At 64.3% G+C, this 16213-nt stretch carries 19 protein-coding genes; 7 read left to right on the plus strand and 12 right to left on the minus strand.

The annotated features are described in order from the left end of the window. Nucleotides 1-603: 603 nt before the first annotated feature. From AB1Z25_RS17410 to AB1Z25_RS17450, 9 genes are read right to left on the minus strand one after another with little or no spacing between them, the layout of a single operon-like run. Entirely contained in the window at nt 604-2520 is a 1917-nt protein-coding gene (locus tag AB1Z25_RS17410) for a BglG family transcription antiterminator (RefSeq protein ID WP_486635775.1), read from the minus strand. 46 nt (nt 2521-2566) lie between these two features. Beyond that, nucleotides 2567-3301, minus strand: coding sequence for a 2-dehydro-3-deoxy-phosphogluconate aldolase (dagF, locus tag AB1Z25_RS17415; RefSeq protein ID WP_081545444.1), 735 nt, complete (start codon nt 3299-3301; stop codon nt 2567-2569). Then, nucleotides 3298-4416, minus strand: a complete 1119-nt coding sequence (locus AB1Z25_RS17420; RefSeq protein WP_486635776.1) for a DgaE family pyridoxal phosphate-dependent ammonia lyase — start codon at nt 4414-4416, stop codon at nt 3298-3300. The genes dagF and AB1Z25_RS17420 overlap by 4 nt, the downstream gene beginning before the upstream one ends. Next, nucleotides 4400-5533, minus strand: a complete 1134-nt coding sequence (locus tag AB1Z25_RS17425) for an amidohydrolase/deacetylase family metallohydrolase (RefSeq protein ID WP_486635777.1) — start codon at nt 5531-5533, stop codon at nt 4400-4402. The genes AB1Z25_RS17420 and AB1Z25_RS17425 overlap by 17 nt, the downstream gene beginning before the upstream one ends. A gap of 10 nt (nt 5534-5543) precedes the next feature. Then, on the minus strand, nt 5544-6197 hold the full coding sequence (locus AB1Z25_RS17430; protein WP_019101591.1) for a DUF4310 family protein: 654 nt from the start codon (nt 6195-6197) through the stop codon (nt 5544-5546). Nucleotides 6198-6214: 17 nt separating this feature from the next. Beyond that, nucleotides 6215-6991, minus strand: a complete 777-nt coding sequence (locus AB1Z25_RS17435; RefSeq protein WP_166452683.1) for a DUF4311 domain-containing protein — start codon at nt 6989-6991, stop codon at nt 6215-6217. Between the two features lie 34 nt (nt 6992-7025). Continuing rightward, entirely contained in the window at nt 7026-7328 is a 303-nt protein-coding gene (locus tag AB1Z25_RS17440; protein ID WP_043591096.1) for a DUF4312 family protein, read from the minus strand. Between the two features lie 3 nt (nt 7329-7331). Then, the gene (locus tag AB1Z25_RS17445) at nt 7332-7694 is read right to left on the minus strand and encodes an SFCGS family glycine-rich protein (protein ID WP_107800435.1); all 363 of its coding nucleotides are present in this window, start codon (nt 7692-7694) and stop codon (nt 7332-7334) included. Nucleotides 7695-7733: 39 nt separating this feature from the next. Continuing rightward, complete coding sequence (locus tag AB1Z25_RS17450; RefSeq protein ID WP_235086937.1) at nt 7734-8066, minus strand: hypothetical protein; 333 nt, start codon at nt 8064-8066, stop codon at nt 7734-7736. Between AB1Z25_RS17450 and AB1Z25_RS17455 the strand changes: the two genes are divergently transcribed. The 5 genes from AB1Z25_RS17455 to AB1Z25_RS17475 all read left to right on the plus strand — a co-directional run bounded on the left by AB1Z25_RS17455 (nt 8065) and on the right by AB1Z25_RS17475 (nt 12217). Next, nucleotides 8065-8256: a hypothetical protein gene (locus AB1Z25_RS17455; protein ID WP_146176699.1), complete on the plus strand. Its 192-nt coding sequence runs from the start codon at nt 8065-8067 to the stop codon at nt 8254-8256. The genes AB1Z25_RS17450 and AB1Z25_RS17455 overlap by 2 nt on opposite strands. Before the next feature lie 17 nt (nt 8257-8273). Next, nucleotides 8274-8993, plus strand: a complete 720-nt coding sequence (gene rstA / locus AB1Z25_RS17460) for a two-component system response regulator RstA (protein ID WP_235086934.1) — start codon at nt 8274-8276, stop codon at nt 8991-8993. Between the two features lie 6 nt (nt 8994-8999). Then, complete coding sequence (gene rstB, locus AB1Z25_RS17465) at nt 9000-10271, plus strand: two-component system sensor histidine kinase RstB (RefSeq protein ID WP_107800437.1); 1272 nt, start codon at nt 9000-9002, stop codon at nt 10269-10271. Nucleotides 10272-10418: 147 nt separating this feature from the next. Then, a complete protein-coding gene (locus tag AB1Z25_RS17470) occupies nt 10419-11321 on the plus strand; it encodes a hypothetical protein (RefSeq protein WP_235086929.1) in 903 nt (300 codons plus the stop codon). Nucleotides 11322-11410: 89 nt separating this feature from the next. Then, nucleotides 11411-12217 (plus strand): trypsin-like serine peptidase, encoded by an 807-nt coding sequence (locus tag AB1Z25_RS17475; RefSeq protein WP_107800439.1) that lies wholly within the window; start codon nt 11411-11413, stop codon nt 12215-12217. A 46-nt stretch (nt 12218-12263) separates the two neighbouring features. Here AB1Z25_RS17475 and rph read toward each other — a convergent pair whose 3' ends face one another. The 3 genes from rph to AB1Z25_RS17490 form a co-directional block, all read right to left on the minus strand. Next, complete coding sequence (gene rph, locus AB1Z25_RS17480; RefSeq protein ID WP_107801945.1) at nt 12264-12980, minus strand: ribonuclease PH; 717 nt, start codon at nt 12978-12980, stop codon at nt 12264-12266. Between the two features lie 61 nt (nt 12981-13041). Next, complete coding sequence (locus AB1Z25_RS17485; protein WP_235086925.1) at nt 13042-13923, minus strand: PP2C family protein-serine/threonine phosphatase; 882 nt, start codon at nt 13921-13923, stop codon at nt 13042-13044. 13 nt (nt 13924-13936) lie between these two features. Next, a complete protein-coding gene (locus AB1Z25_RS17490; RefSeq protein WP_081545449.1) occupies nt 13937-14887 on the minus strand; it encodes a serine/threonine protein kinase in 951 nt (316 codons plus the stop codon). 107 nt (nt 14888-14994) lie between these two features. Here AB1Z25_RS17490 and AB1Z25_RS17495 point away from each other — a divergent pair, with 107 nt between their 5' ends. Both AB1Z25_RS17495 and AB1Z25_RS17500 read left to right on the plus strand, forming a co-directional pair. Continuing rightward, entirely contained in the window at nt 14995-15861 is an 867-nt protein-coding gene (locus tag AB1Z25_RS17495) for a YicC/YloC family endoribonuclease (RefSeq protein WP_107800441.1), read from the plus strand. 64 nt (nt 15862-15925) lie between these two features. Then, nucleotides 15926-16195, plus strand: a complete 270-nt coding sequence (locus AB1Z25_RS17500; protein ID WP_048414328.1) for an HU family DNA-binding protein — start codon at nt 15926-15928, stop codon at nt 16193-16195. Nucleotides 16196-16213 lie beyond the last annotated feature (18 nt).

The raw sequence follows: 16213 nt of genomic DNA on the forward strand, positions 1-16213 counted from the left end.
CTTGCGCGGCCGACGGCCATGCAAATGCTATTGGCATAATAAAAAGCAATGCGGAACTCGCAGCGCGAGCTGATCAAAATCGAAAGGTCGGCATGATCAATCGACAGGGGCGACGCGAATCGCCCCGGGTGGATGACGCGACAGGAAAACGGCGACAAGCGGCCTTCCCCTGCTGGGACATCACAACGCTGACAGCCGGCGAACCCTCGGGCGGAGACGCGTCTTCCGGCGGGCCAAGCCCTGGACGGCGCAGAAAGCGGCGGGAGCATCCCGGTTGTGAAGCCAGGCGGCGCTATTAAAAACAGTTCGCCCCCAACTTTCAAGGGCAAATTTGATCCAGGTTAACGGCCGCTCGCGGGGTAAATCCAGAGAGCTTGTTACAGATCAATGACGAAAATAGAGCCAAAGCGCAGACATGGCGTGATCTAGAACGAAAGCATGAAGTAAATACTCGAACCTATATACAGTTTCAAACTGTTACAAAAAAGCTGGAACTCCGCCCCTTGCAGTGCACAAAAACAACGCGATTAAATACAAATCGCAACAAAAATATAAACCAAACAATATGGATTGACAGCGAGGAAAACGCCGGCCCCGCCTGGCTCAGGCGTCGGGCAGACATAGCAAGGCATTGCGCAGAAACGCTTCGAAACTGCGGCTCTCCACCAGCCGGGCGCCGGCGCGCTGGCGCATGAAGGAAACGAACAATTCGTAGATCGCCATCGCTTCCTCGTACTCGGTCTTGCTGATCGCCAGCAGGAAGATCACCCGCGCCACGCCGCCCTCCCCCCAGGCAATGCCGTGAGGCGCGATGATGGTGCACACCGTGGTCTTGCGCGCCAGCAAGCCCAGCGAGTGCGGCAAGGCGATGCCGTCGCCCAGCATGGTGCTGAGGATGTCCTCGCGCTCGCGCACCGAAGGCAGGAAATCGGCGTCGACATAGCCCTCCTCGCGCAGCCGCCCGCAAACGCGCTCGAACAGCGCCTGCTGGCTCAGCCCCTGCTCCGCCACCCAGAAATGCTGGGCGGAAAAATAGCGCTCCAGCATATAGGGCCGGGTGCGGTCCACCGCCACCAGCCGCGCCAATTGCTCCAGCTGGTAATCCGACGGAAACGGCGACAGCAGCGCCACCGGCTTGCGCTTGTCCTCCAGCCTCACCGTGGACACCACGAAATCCGCGCCCACATGCTCCAGCGCCTCGTACTCCTGACAGGACAAGGCGGCGCACACCTCCAGCTGCGGAAAGCGACGCCGCAGCACCGCCTCCAGCGTGCGCAGCGTGGCGTTGCCGCCGTCGCACACCAGCAGGGCCTGCGGCCGGCGCAGATAACCGATCTGGTAATGGCGCTCCAGCCCCACGCCGATGTGCAGCACCAAATAGCCGATCTCGTTCTCCGAGATCCGGTACGGCGAGTGCTTGGCCCAACTCGACACCGCCGCCAGCGTGAAGTCGTAGGCCAGCGCGTAATGCTGCTTGATGTCGGCCAGCACCGGATTGGCCAGCGTGATCTGGTAACGCACCCGGGTGATCATGGTTTTGACGTGGGTGACCAGATCGTCGCGCAATTGCCGGTCGGCGCGCAGATCGTAGCGGTAATGGCGGTTGATGTAGTCGAGGATGTAGCGGACCAGCGCGTCGGCGTCGTCGGCATTGATCGCGCTGGGCAATATGCCGCTCAGGCTGCGCGCGGCGATGTTGACGCAGAGGAAGGCTTGCTCGGCGGCGGCCATCTCCACCCCGCTCATGCGCCGCAGCAGGCCGGCGATGTGCGTCGCGGCCTGGGCCGCCGCCGGCGGCGCTTCCTCGCAGGAGAAATCCTGCAAGGGAAAACCGTCGACGATGCGCTTGGCCGCCACCGCGCAATAAAAGCTCAGGAACTGGGCGCCGTCGTCGCTGAGACGGACGCCGGCGCGGCTCAGGCAGCCGGGCAGGCCGGCGCGCACCGTCGCCAGCGCGTCGGCCAGCACCGGGTCCGCGCTCAACAAGGGATGGTCCGCCCGCTCCGCCGCCAGCTGCGCCAAGAGATCGCTGAGGCAGACGCGGATGGAGGATTCCGCGCCCAGCAGCTTCATGCCGTAATGCGGCTTGGCCTCTATGCTCAGGCCGTAGCCGGCCAGGCGCTCGCGCACCTCGGCCATGTCCGTCTGCAAGGTGGCGCGGCTGACGCACCAGGCGTCGGCCAGATCCTGCAGCTTCAAGGCGTAGGCGGAGCCGAGGAACTGCGCCAGCAGATAATGCACCCGCTCGCCGGCCTGACGCGGGATGGCGCGGCCGGAGCCGGCCTGCGGCCGCACCTGCTGGAAGCGTTCCGGGTCGTCGGCCTGCAGCCGGTAGCCCTCGCCGCGCTTGAGCACGAAGCGCGCGCCGTGCTCGGCCAGAATGGCGTTGAGCGCGTCGATATCATTGCGCACGGTGCGGGTGGACACCGCCAGCCGGCGCGCCAGCTCTTCCTGCGGCAACGCTTCCGCCTGCAGGGCGGCAAAGGCCTGGGCCAGCCGTTGATAGGGGAATTTGACCATGAGCCTCCTTCTTAAACCCATCCGCGCCCGGCCTCCCCGGACGCGTCTACAACAAGGCTTTCACCATCGACAACAGCCGCTCCACGTCGCCGGGCCGGGTTTCGCCGCTGGCGTCGATGATGGAACTGTACACATGCGGTATCACCTTGGGCACGCCGGCCTCCAGCGCCAGGCGGACGATCTCGCTGAAATTCTCCAGCGTGATGCCGCCGGTGGGCTCCAGCCAGAAATCATGCCGCGCGCAGGCCTCCGCCACCGCCAGGTATTCGTCGCGGCAATCCAGCCCGCCCATGGGGAAGTACTTGATCGAACTGCCGCCCATATCCTTGAGCATGGCGATGGCGGTGTCCACCGGCGCGGCGCAGACCGGCGCGCCGGCGCTGAGCGGGCCGGTGGACACCTTGACCAGGCCCGGAATGCCGCTGGGCGACACCAGGCCGTTGACCACGGTACGCGCCTGACCCAGCAGCGCGCGGCTGGCGCCCACGCCGGTGAACACCTGATTGACGTGCTGCGGCTGCACTTGGCCGGCAATGGCGCTGACCATGTCGGACTGGCGCGGATCGCCGGCGCCCAGCCCCACCGACAAGGCGTTGTCTATCAAGGCCGCGTACTCGCGCATGTCCGCCACCGCGCTGTCCACGTCGGCGTAGTTCTTCGACAGCACGCCCACCAGCACATGGCCTTCCGCCGCCTGATGAATCTGACGGGCATTGTGCTTGCTTCCAGCCAGTACATTCAAGCAAACGCGGTCCTGATAAAAATGGGGTTCCAGTTTCATGCCTTCTCTCCCGTCAGCAAGCGGCGGATGCGCGTGCCGATCTGTTCCAGCTGAGCGGCGTCCACGCTGCGCGCGTCCACCTCCAGCTTGCCCTCGTTGGCCCGGTATTCCCGGAAATAAATGGCGACCTCGCCCTGTTTCAGCGCGGCGGCGGCGGCCACCGCGCTGACGCCGGTGGCGCTGGCGTCGAAAGCGATCTCGGCGCGGGCGATGTCGCGGCCGGCGGCGTCCCAGACCAGGCGCGCGCTGACGCCGGCCAACTGGTTCAGCCCGGTGATGAAGGGCCGCAGCCGCTCCGCCATCGCCGCCCCGCTTTCCTTGTCCTGCTTCAGATAGCGTTCTATCGCGCACGTCAGGCCCAGAATGCCCTCCTTGCCCACCTTCATCGCCCGGCCTATGCCCTGGCTTTGCAGCTTGACCCATTCCACATACTGGCGGCGGCCAAGCACCAGGCCGCTGGTCGGCCCCTCTATCGCCTTGGCCCCGCTGTAGATCACCAGGTCCGCGCCCAGCCGGTAATACTCGCGCAAGTCCTCCTCCGCCGCCGCGTCGACGATCAGCGGCAGCTTCCGGCGGCGCGCCACCTCGGCGGCCTCGGCCACGCCGAGCACGCTTTTCTGCAAGGCGTGGTGGGACTTGATATACAAAATAGCCGCCGTGCCGGGGCCGACCGCCGCCTCCAATTGCGCGGCCGAGCACTCATTGCCCCAGCCGGCCTCCACCACCTGGCCGCCGCCCAGCGCCACCATGGCGCCCACCGGCGCGCCGAAATTGACGTTGTGCCCCTTGGGCAGCACGATCTCGCGCGGTCCGGCCACCGGCTGCGCGTGCAGATTCACCAGCAGGCGCGGATCGTCGCGGACGATGACGGCGGCCACGGACTGGGCGATGCCGGCGGCCGCGCAGGACACCACCGTCGCGGCCTCCGCCTCCAGCAGCCGGGCGATGTAGTCGCCGGTCTTGTCGACCAGATCCTTCATCTCGAAATACCGCTCCAGGCCCTGGACCATCGCCGCCCTCACTTCCGGCGCCGGCGTGGACACGCCGAGCAGGGTCATGCGGCCGGAAGCGTTGATCACCGGCTTAAGCTGGTACTGCTCATAGATCGAAGACATGGCAAGCCTTTCCTTGTTCGGTGGGCAGCAAGACGCCGCCCGCCACCGCCGCCAGCGGCGTCAGGTGCCGCACGCCGGTCAGCGTGTCGCCGTCGCTATCGCTCTGCGGCCGCGGCGCGGTTTCAATGTCGAAGATGGTCAGATCGGCGTCCGCGCCCGCTTCCAGCCGGCCTTTGCCGCCCAGTCCCAGCGCTTCCGCCGGCCGCCGGGTCACGCAGTCCAGCACCCTCTCCAGCGGCATGCCCAGGCTCAGGAATTTGGACATCACCGCTGCCAGGCCGAACACCGGCCCGGCCACGCGGTTGCGGCAATAGATGTCCGAGCTGATGGTGTCCGGGTACAGGCCCAGCGCCATGGCCTCGCGCGCCACGCGGAAACTGAAGCTGGCGCTGCCGTGGCCGACGTCCAGCAGCACGCCGCGCTCGATCGCTGCCCGCACCGAGGCGCGCAGCGCGCCGGCGGCGTCCAGGATGCGGTTGGGCTTGCCGTTGAAGCAGTGGGTGACGATGTCGCCCGGCTCCAGCCATTCGGCGATCTCGTCCAGCGACGGCGGGGTGTTGCCGATGTGCACCATCAAGGGCAGCGGCCCGAAGCGCCGCTGTATCTCCTTGGCCCGCGCCAGCGGCGCGACGCCGTTGGCGCCGACCACGCTGCCGCTGAGCCGCGCCTTGATGCCGACAATGAAATCGCGATGCGCGCGGATGGCCGCGCCGGCCAGCGCCACGTCGACGTCGTCCAGATTGGCCAATTCATGCTGGGTGACGAGGCCGATGCGCGAGATGTTCAGCAAGGCGCGCACATCGGTGCGGCAAGCGCCGGCCAGCTCGCGGAAGGCGGCGACGTCGTCGGCCCCTACGCTGCCGGCGTCCACCACCGTGGTGACCCCGCCGGCCACGCCCACCTGATCCGGCTCGTCGTGATAAATCGGCGAGGCCGGGTTGCAATGCACATGGCCGTCTATCCAGCCGGCGCTGAGCCGCCAGCGTCCGTCCAGCCGCAGCGTGCGCCGGGCCGGGCCGTCCAGCTGCCCCAGCCCGGCGATCTTGCCGTGACGGATAGCGATGTCCAGCACCGAGCCGTCGGCCAGCAAAGCGTCCTTGATCAGCAAATCATCCATCGCCGCCTCCTCAGGCAATCGCCACCGGGAACAGCGTGCCCAGCAGCATCGCGCCCAGGATGGCGCCGCCGGTGATGGGCTTACCCCACAGATAGAAGACCAGCGCGCCCAGCAGCGAGCCGACGCCGATGGGAATCGACGCCGCCATCGCCGACAGGATGATCAGCGGGCCGAGGAAGCGGCCGGAGGAGTTGCCCGCGCCCATCATCACATCGGCGCCGTAAGTGGAATTGCCCTGATTGATGGTGAATTTGCGCGCGAAAATAATGACCGCGCCGATCAGCAAGCCGATCACCATCCCGGTGGCCAGCGCCGCGCCGAAGTTTTCCACCGGAAACAAGATGCCGGCGCCGAGGAACATCGCCGGAATGCCCAGGCCGACGCCGGTCATGATGGCGCCGCCGATGTCCAGGATGCCCACCAGCGAGCCTTCTATCACCCGGGCGAACAAGAAGCTGGCGCCGAAGGCGGCCACCGCGCCGTAGACGCCGGTGTCCATGCCGGCACGCAGCATCGATACGAAGGCCACCTCGTTGAAAGCGCCGATGCCGTAGACGTAATACATATGCGTGCCGGCGAACACGCCGGCGGACAACAGCCCCACCAGCAAGGGAAAAGACCAGTCCGCCAGCCAGAAACCCCCGGTTTGTGCTTGTTCAGTCATCATTCTCTCCTTCAACCTCAAGCGCCGCGCACGGCGGCGTGCAGCAGTTCCAGCCAGGACGGGGCGTTCAGGTGGAAGCTGCTCAGCAGCTTCAGATCAAAGCCGCGGAAGAAGGCGCTGAGCGCGAACAGCGCCACGATGGCCGCCATCATCAGCTTGGTCACCTTGTTCCAGCCGCCCTCGTCCACGCCCTTGCCGATCAGAATGCCCAGCACCAGGCCCGGCACCGCATTGCCCATGATCAGTTGGGCCAGGCCGCCGAACACCGTGCCCCACAGACCGGAACGCCGGCCGGCCTCAATCGCCGCCAGCCAGAAAATCACCGGCATCACGGTGTTGACCAAGAGGTTGGCCGCGGGCACCAAGACCTTGACCGCGGTGATTTGCAGCGAAGCCGGCACCGCCGAAGCGGTGGTGTTCAGGAAGGCCACCAGCAGCATGCCGATTACCCCGCACACCAAGGCCATCTTGCGCGGGTTGTGCAGGGTCTCCGCCAGATTGCGGTTGCGCGCCAGCAAAGCCGCGGCGCCCCAGTGCGGAATCACCCGGTGGTCGATGTCCTGGGTGAAGGCGCCGGCGGCCACCGACGAGGCCCAGGCGTTGAAGAAAAAGCCCAGGCCGAAGGAAAAATGCGAGGCCGGGTCGCCCTCGCAGGAATTGAGCTCGCCCAGGGTGCGGAAAGCGCCCATGCCCTGGGAAGTCGGCGCGTGGAACATGCGGGCCGCGCCGGCGCCCACCGCGACGCCGACCAGACCGCCTATCAACAGCGACTTGAGAAGAATGATCAGAAGCATGGCTTCCTCCTCGGAATGAAACGACAGCCGGCGCCTAAACCTGGCGCGCGACGAAGGGCACGGCCTCGATATCCAGCGCCGTCACGCTGACCTCCACCTCCAGCGTGACGGCGTAGCTGAGCCTGTCCCGCGGCAGGAAGAAGAACAGAAAGCGCTCGCGGCGGCGGATCTCCTCCGCCGCGACCACCGTCACCCGCATGGGCTCGATGCGCAACAGCACCGGATGGCCGGCCGCCGTCACCGCGCGCTGCACGCCGGACAAGGCGTCGGCGCAAGCTTGCGCCTTGCTGTCGCCGCGGCCGCTGACCGTCACGCTGGACTCGAAACGCCTTTGCATCGCTCAGCCGCCGTATTTCTTCTGATAGGCCGCCACCAGCCGCTGCCCCAGCTCTTCCTTGTCCATGAAGCCAAAGCCGAGCACGGTGTAGCCCTCCTCGATCGCGGTCACGCCCTCCTCCACTGAACGCATGCCGTACTTGGCCTTGTAGCCGTACTTGGTCTGCGCGGTGATGGCGCCGGCGCCGCCGCTGCCGCAGAAGGAAATGCCCAGCTGCGCGCCCTCCGCCTGCATCACGTCGCCCAGCTTCATATCCGCGGCCATGCCCGCGATCACCACCGCGCGCGCGCCGGCGGCCTCCGCGCCCGCGCCCACTTTCTGTCCCTTGCCCAGGCGGTCGCCAATCACTACGGTTATCTGCGTCATTGTCTTCTCCTCTATCTCTCTATCTATGCACGGCGGACTTCAGGCCTTGTTCTTGGCCATCTCGAAATGAATGGACAGCAAAAGCGCTTCCTCTTCCGGCAGATTGCCGAACAAGGCCACCACCGCGGCGGACAAACGCCGCGTGGTGTCCGAGATCTCGTCGAACAGGCTCTTGTCGAAATCCGGCAGCCCTTCGCCGGTCAGCGAGCGGCGCGCCATCGCCAGCACGTGCGAATCCAGCTTCTGCTGCTGAACCTCGGTCAGAGACTTGCCGGCCGCGTCCAGCAAGGCGGGAATCTGGCCCAGAATCTGGTCCGCCAGGCGGCGGATCGCGGTCTGGTCGACGGCGGCGGGACGGACTTGATCGTTCATGAGCTTTCCTTTGCAAAACGGTTGGCGATGTCAGGAAACTGTAATCAAGCCGCCGGCAACTGTGGACCGGTGGATTTTCCGCTTCGAAACGGAAATCGCCTGCTCGCCGGGCGGAAACAAGGCGGTCCTGACCGTGCTTGCAGTTGAAGCGCGCGGCGGCTCGGGCGATACTTCGCGGATTGACCACTGAATAGATGGATGCAAGGCATGACCCACCGCATCGTGTTTGTAGAAGACGACGCCGACCTGGCCGAGCTGATCAGCGACTTTCTGTCCCGCCATGAAATGGACGTGGTGGTGGAACCGCGCGGCGACGCCGCGCTGGACACCATCGCCCGCGAAGCGCCGGACCTGGTGCTGCTGGACATCATGCTGCCCGGCAAAGACGGCCTCTCCATCTGCCGCGAGCTGCGTCCCAAATTCGACGGCCCCATCATCATGCTGACCTCGCTGGACAGCGATATGAACCAGATCCTGGGCCTGGAACTGGGCGCCAACGACTACATCCTGAAAACCACGCCGCCCTCGGTGCTGGTGGCGCGGCTGCGCGCCCAGCTGCGCAATCTGCGGCCCGCTTCGGCCAGCGCCGACGCCGCCGCGCCCAAGCCCGGCACCCGCAAAGTGGTGTTCGGCCAACTGGCGATAGACCCGATCAGCCGCGACGTGACGCTGGCCAACGAGAAGATTCCGCTGTCCACCTCGGACTTCGACCTGCTGTGGCTGCTGGCCAGCCACGCCGGCGAAACCCTGAACCGCGACATCCTGCTCAAGGAAATGCGCGGCGTCAGCTACGACGGCCTGGACCGCAGCATAGACGTGGCCATCTCGCGGCTGCGCAAGAAACTGGGCGACAATCCCAGCGAGCCGTTCCGCATCAAGACGGTGCGCAACCGCGGCTATCTGTTCTCCTTGTCCGGCTGGGAGTAAGCGCGCATGCGCCGATTGTTCATCCAGTTCTACCTGCTGCTGATGACCTGTTTCCTGGTGGCGGTGGTCTTGGTGGGCGCGGTCTACAAACAGGCGGTGGACGACGTGGGCGAGCGCTATCTGTCCGACCTGCTGCGCACCACGCTGTCGCTGATCGAAGCCGATCTGCGCGGCGTGCCGGAAGACCGCTGGAGCGAAACGCTGGCCAACTCCGACCACGGCTTCACCTTCCGCGTCAAAGTGGAGAAGATGAGCAGCTATCTGTTGGACGACGAATCCAAGCAGGCGCTGGACCGCGGCGAAATCGTGATGCTGGAAGACAAATACGTGTTCCTGCAAAAGCTGGAGGACAGCAACTACCTGTTGGTGGCCGGTCCGCTGCGCTATCTATTCTTCCTGCACCAGCTCAAATGGTTCGACTACGCGCTGCTGGGCTTCATCGGCCTGTCGCTGGCGATACCGGTGTTTCTATGGATGCGGCCGCACTGGCGCGACCTGGTGGCGCTGGAGCAAACCGCCGGCAAGCTGGCCAGCGGCAATCTGTCCGCCCGCGTGGACCTGCCGCCGCGCTCCGGCGTCAGCCAGCTGGGCGTCGCCTTCAACCACATGGCCGACAATATCGCCGCGCTGATCAATAGCAAGAAAACCCTGACCAACGCCGTGGCCCACGAGTTGCGCACGCCGCTAGCGCGGCTGCGCTACCGGATGGCGCTGCTGGAAGGCGACGAGAGCAGCCCGGAGCGGCAGGCGATAGAGCGCGACCTCTCCGCCATCGACAAGCTGGTGGAAGAGCTGCTGCTGCACGCGCGGCTGGACCGGCCGGAAGCGCCGCTGAAGCTCAGCAGCTTCGACGCCATCCCCTGGGCCAAGGACCGCATCGCCGGCCAGGCCGCGCTGACGCAGGACATTCAATGGCTGGAGCCGGCCGGGGCCAGCCTGGCCATCACCGCCGACGAACACCTGCTGACCCGGGTGCTGGACAACTTCCTGTCCAACGCCCGCCGCCACGCCAACCGCCTGGTGCAGACCAGCATCATCGTCGAGCAGCGCCACTGCATCATCATGGTGGACGACGACGGCCCCGGCATTCCGGAACAGGACCGCGGCCGGGTGTTCGACGCCTTTGTGCGGCTGGACGAAAGCCGCGGCCGCAAGACCGGCGGCCACGGCCTGGGACTGGCCATCGTCGCCGGCATCGCCCGCGCCCACCGCGGCGAGGTGAAAGTGGAAAGCTCGCCGCTGGGCGGCGCGCGCTTTCTGTTCCGCTGGCCGATCTGACATCTGCCGTCGCCGCGCCTGTACATTCCGTAACATTGGGATACACAGAAGGCATAGACTCAGCCCCTTGTCATGGTTAGCATTTCGGCCTGAAAAGGACTACATGTCCACTTTCATACCAATCCAAGAAACTTAGGAGTTTCATAAATGAAAAAGCTGGCTCTGCTTGCTCTGACCGCTGCTTTCAGCCTGGTGTCCGTTAACGGCTTCGCCGCTGAAAAAGCTGCTGCTTCCGCTCCGGTTGCGATCCACAAGGCTAAGAAAGCCGAGAAAAAAGTAGCGAAGAAAGAAGCTTCCGCTGCTCAAAAAGCTCAGGCCGCCAAAGCCGAAGCTTCCGCTCCGAAGGCTAAAAAAGCCAAGAAGCACGTAGCTAAGAAAGAAGCTTCCGCCGCTCAGAAAGCTCAAGCCGCCAAAGCTGAAGCTTCCGCTCCGAAAGCTAAAAAAGCCAAGAAGCACGTAGCCAAGAAAGAAGCTTCCGCCGCTCAGAAAGCCCAAGCCGCCAAAGCCGACGCTTCCGCTCCGAAAAAAGCCAAAAAAGCCAAAAAGCACGTAGCTAAGAAAGAAGCTTCCGCTGCTCAGAAAGCTCAAGCCGCTAAAGCCGACGCTTCCGCTCCGAAAGCTAAAAAAGCCAAGAAGCACGTAGCCAAGAAAGAAGCTTCCGCCGCTCAGAAAGCCCAAGCCGCCAAGGCCGACGCTTCCGCTCCGAAAAAAGCCAAAAAAGCCAAAAAGCACGTAGCTAAGAAAGAAGCTTCCGCTGCTCAGAAAGCTCAAGCCGCTAAAGCCGACGCTTCCGCTCCGGCCAAAAAAGCCGCTAAAAAGCACAAAAAGCACGCTGCTAAGAAAGAAGCTTCCGCTGCTCAGAAAGCTCAAGCCGCTAAAGCCGACGCTTCCGCCCCGGCCAAAAAAGCCGCTAAAAAGCACAAAAAGCACGTAGCCAAGAAAGAGGCTTCCGCTGCTCAGAAAGCCCAAGCCGCTAAGAAAGAAGCTTCCGCTCCGGCCAAGAAAGCCGAGAAGAAAGCTTCCAAAAAAGCTGCTTCCGCTGCCAAGTAATCAGGCGGCGAGCATTGCCGGAACCTCCGGCAATCGCACATAATTCGGGGCGCTTCGGCGCCCCGTTTTCATTTGCAAGGCCAAACTCGATGAAACTCCCGCTGCTTGTCCTCAGTGTTCTGCTTGCCCTGCCGGCGTCCGCCGCCCCCACCGTCTCCGCGGAACACAAGATCCTGTTCTTCGGCCAGGACGATCGCGTCCGCACTCGCCCCGACCATCAACCCTGGCTCGCCGTCGGGCAATTGCAAACCCGCTCCCGCACCATTTGCACCGGCGCGCTGGTGGCGCGCGACGTGGTGCTGACCGCCGGCCATTGCTTCGTCGACGAGAAAGGCCGTTTCGATCCGGCGGTCAGCTTCACCGTCGGCCTGTGGGGCGATGAATTCACCGCGCGCAGCAAGATTTTGGAAGTGCAGGTGGACAAGAGCTTCCTCAAAGGCCTGGACCGCCGCGCCGACGGCCTCTACATCCCGCCGCGCATCGCGCCGCGCGACTTCGCCTTCGTCCGCCTGGCCACCCCCTTGGGCGACACCCAGGGCGTGCTGCCCGTCTTCAGCGGCAACGCCAAGCAGTTGCGCGAATTGCTGAACCAGCGGAGCTGGACGCTGACCCAGGGCGGCTACCCCATCGACGATCAAAAACACCTGCTGGTACACAACGCCTGCAAGGCGACCAAGCTGCGCCCGGACGGCCGCCTGACCCACCGCTGCGACACGCTGGAAGGCAATAGCGGCTCGCCGGTGTTCGTGATGGGGCCGGGACAGCCGGTCATCGTCGCGGTGCAAAGTTCCGCCCCCACCGCCGCGCGGCGCAAGCAAGAAGACAATATGAGCGTCAGCGCGCCGATGTTCTACGATGCGCTGCAGCAGTTCATCAGCAAGAGCGCCAAGCCATGAAAAAAGCCCCGGCGACGGGGCTTTTTACTATTCAGGGCTTGCGCCCTCACTCCGCCAGCGCCTGGCGCTGCAACGCCACCAGCTCGCGGATGCCGGAACGGGCCAGGCCCAACATCGCCTGCAGCTCTTGATCGCCAAACGGCTCGCCCTCGGCGGTGCCCTGCACCTCCACGAAGCGGCCGTCGCCCGTCATCACCACATTCATATCGGTGTCGCAGTTGGAGTCTTCCGCGTAATCCAGATCCAGCACCGGCATGCCCTGGTACAGGCCCACCGAAATGGCGGCCACCTGGTCGCGCAACGGGTTCTCGCTCAGCTTGCCCTCGCGCAGCAGCAGGCCGATCGCGTCGGCCAAGGCCACGTAGGCGCCGGTGATGCTGGCGGTACGGGTGCCGCCGTCGGCCTGGATCACATCGCAATCGATCTGGATCTGGCGCTCGCCCAGCTTCTCCAGATCCACCACGGCGCGCAGCGAGCGGCCGATCAGGCGCTGAATCTCCTGGGTGCGGCCGGACTGCTTGCCGGCGGAGGATTCGCGGCGCATGCGGGAGCCGGTGGAGCGCGGCAGCATGCCGTACTCGGCGGTCACCCAGCCGCGGCCCTTGCCCTTCAGGAAGCCCGGCACGCCGTCGTCCACGCTGGCGGTGCAAATCACCTTGGTGTCGCCGAACTCGATCAACACCGAACCTTCGGCGTGCTTGAGGTAGTGGCGGCTGATCCGCACCGTGCGCAGGGCATCGGCCGGGCGTTGGGAAGGTCGCATCATGTCATCGTCCAGAACGGTAAATGCCGACGATTATATCAGTCGCCACCGACGACGGCGCTTAGTCGCGCTTGCCCGCCACCCGGCTGGCCAGAATCTCCTGATGCATGGTTTCCAGATTGGAGTCCAGAATCATCCGTCCCATCTGACGCGGCGTCGCCGTTTCCGTGTCCAGCACGTCCTCGCGCTCGCCGTAGTCCTGCGTCTCGTCCAGCAGGGTGACCGCCGCCGCGGACAGATTGTCCCCGCCGGCGCCGGCACGGCGCTCCGCCACATTCATCAGCGCCGGCAAGACCTGGCTGACATTACGGCGGACGAAGACCTTTTCCAGCTCCGGGTCCATCACCTGCGACCACAGGCCGTCGGAACACAGCAGGATGGAGCAGCCCGCGCCCACGCTTTGTTTCTCGCCGACGTCGATGTCCGGATCGCTGGCCGCGCCCAGACAGTTGTAAATCTTGTGGCGTTCCGGATGCACCTTGGCGGCGTCCTCGCTCAACTGGCCCTGATCGATCAGGCGCTGCACCTGGGAATGATCGCGCGAACGCAGACGCAAGCCCTTCTCGTCCAGCAGATAGAGCCGGGAATCGCCGACATGACACCAGTACAACTGCCCCTGCTGAATGATGGCCGCCACCACCGTGGTGCTCGGCACCTCCGGCAGCCGGTGGTCGGCGGCGTAATCGAGAATGACTTGATGCGCGGTGCTGACCGCGTTGACGAGAAAGCGGTTGGGATGCGTCAGCGTCGGCGTGGCTTGCTGGTAGAACAGCTCGCTGAGCAGGTCCACCGTGATTTGCGCCGCCACTTCGCCGCGCATATGCCCGCCCATGCCGTCGGCCACCGCCAGCATCACGGTGTCGCGCGAGTGCGCGATCACCAGCCTGTCCTGGTTGTACGCTCGCCCGCCGATGCGGCTTTCCTGATAGATGGATAGTTTCATGCCGATCCCCTCATCACGAGCGTCCGCCAGTCAGGTTTTTTATCCATCCCACCCACTTGCTGCCCGCCAGTTCTTCCGGCGGACTGTACTCCTCCGCCATCAGGCGCTTTTGCAGCCCCGGCACGGTGGCCGGCCTCTCCTCCGGAGACAGCGCCAGGCACTGATCGGTCAGCTCCAGCAGCTCGCGGGAGTACAAATGGCGGAAGGCCTTGCTCGCCGGCGTCAGCCGATCGCTTTCCTTGCGCTCCTTGGAAATCTGCGGCGTGCCGCCGCCCATGCAAGCGTAAAGACAGGCGCCCAGCGCGTAGATGTCGGTCCACGGCCCTAGCGGCGCGTCTTTTTCATATTGCTCGGGCGCGGCGAAGCCCGGGGTGTACATCGAGGCGAAGTGCTTGTCGCGGCGCGACAAGGTCTGCCTGGCCGCGCCGAAATCCAGCAGCAGCGGCGCGCCGTTGCGGCGCAGATAGATATTGGCGGGCTTGATGTCCAGATGCAGCAGACGCTGCAGATGGACCTCCCGCAGCCCGGACAAGAGCGCGGCGAACCATTTGCGCAGGCGGCGCTCGTCCAGCCGTCCGCCGGCCAGTTCCAGTTCCCGCACCAGCGAGCGGCCGTCGGCGTACTCCATCACCATATAAACCGTCTGGTTGGCGCGGAAGAAATTGATCACTCGCACCACGGTGGGGTGGGAAATGCCGGAGAGAATGCGCCCTTCCTCGAAAAAACATTTCAGGCCCAGATTGAAGGCCTCGCGGTCCAACTCATGCGGCACCGTCACGTGGCCGTCCTCGTCGCGCAGCGCCAGATTGCGCGGCAAGTACTCCTTAATCGCGAACTTATTGTCCTGATCGTCCAGCGCCAAATAGACAACACTGAAGCCGCCCACGGAGAGTTGGCGGACAATCGTGTACTCGCCCAGCCGGGAGCCGGCCGGCAAAGCGGTCTGCTGGTTCGATTGAGTCATGGGGTGTCAGTTGTTATAGTGTCCACAGGCCTTGGATTGAGCTTAGCAAAGCAATTCGGGCCCAGCCTTGAGAAAGTAAACAATCCGCTCATCTAAGGGGGTGTCTGATGATTTTAAGTATGACAGGCTTTGCCGCAAGCAGCAGGGAATTTCCCGGCGGTTTGCTGAGCCTAGAAATTCGCTCGGTCAACCACCGTTACCTTGATTTGCAAATGCGCTTGCCGGAAGAATTGCGCGTGATCGAGCCGCAATTGCGCGAGCTGATTTCCGCCAAGGTCAGCCGCGGCAAGCTGGAATGCCGCGTCGGCATCAATCAGGTGGACAGCGCCGTGCCGACGCTGGAATTGAACCAGGCCGTGCTGCAGCGCCTGATCGAGGTCTCGCAACAGGTGCGCGAGCAGGCCGGCGAAAACCGCGGCCTGTCGGTAGGCGAGCTGATGCGCTGGCCCGGCGTGATGAAAACCAACGAGTTGCCGCCGGAAGTGCTGCAGCAGCTGTGCACGGAAAGCCTGGCGGTGGCGCTGAAGGACTTCAACGCCTCGCGCGGCCGCGAAGGCGAAAAACTCAAAGTGGTGCTGGAAGAACGCATCACCGGCATGGAAGCCATCGTCGTCGCCATCAAGCCCAAGCTGCCGGCCATTCTGGACGCTCATATGTCCAAACTGTCCAGCCGCCTGCAAGAAGCGCTGGGCAATGTCGACGAAGACCGGCTGAAGCAGGAATTCGCGCTGTTCGCTCAGAAAATAGACGTCGATGAAGAACTGGCCCGCCTCAGCACCCATCTCAGCGAAGTGCGCCGCATCCTGAAAGCCGGCGGTCAGTCCGGCAAGCGTCTGGACTTCCTGATGCAGGAGTTGAATCGCGAAGCCAACACGCTGGGGTCCAAATCGGTCTCCACGGAAACCACACAGGCCTCGGTGGAGTTGAAAGTACTGATTGAACAGATGCGCGAGCAGATCCAGAATATCGAGTAAGCGCGGCGCCGGCGGCCAGAGCCGCCGCGGCAAGCCCTCCTAGACCTTAGGGAAAGACCAAAACATGACCAAAGCAGAACTGATCGCGGCCTTGGCCGAGACATCCGGCCTGAGCAAGGCCGACGTGCTCCGGGTGTTGGGCGCTTTTGACGAAGTGCTGCAAAACGCGCTGGCCAACGGCGACGAAATCACCACCGTGGTGGGCAAATACAAAGTCAAGGAAAGCGCCGCCCGCACCGGCCGCAATCCCAAGACCGGCGAGACCATCGAGATCGCCGCCAAGCGCAAAGTGGTGTTTCTGCCCAGCAAGCAGCTGAAAGACAAGGTCGCCTGAAGCGCCCTCCGGCGCTTC

This window comes from Chromobacterium sp. HL1 (assembly GCF_057418835.1).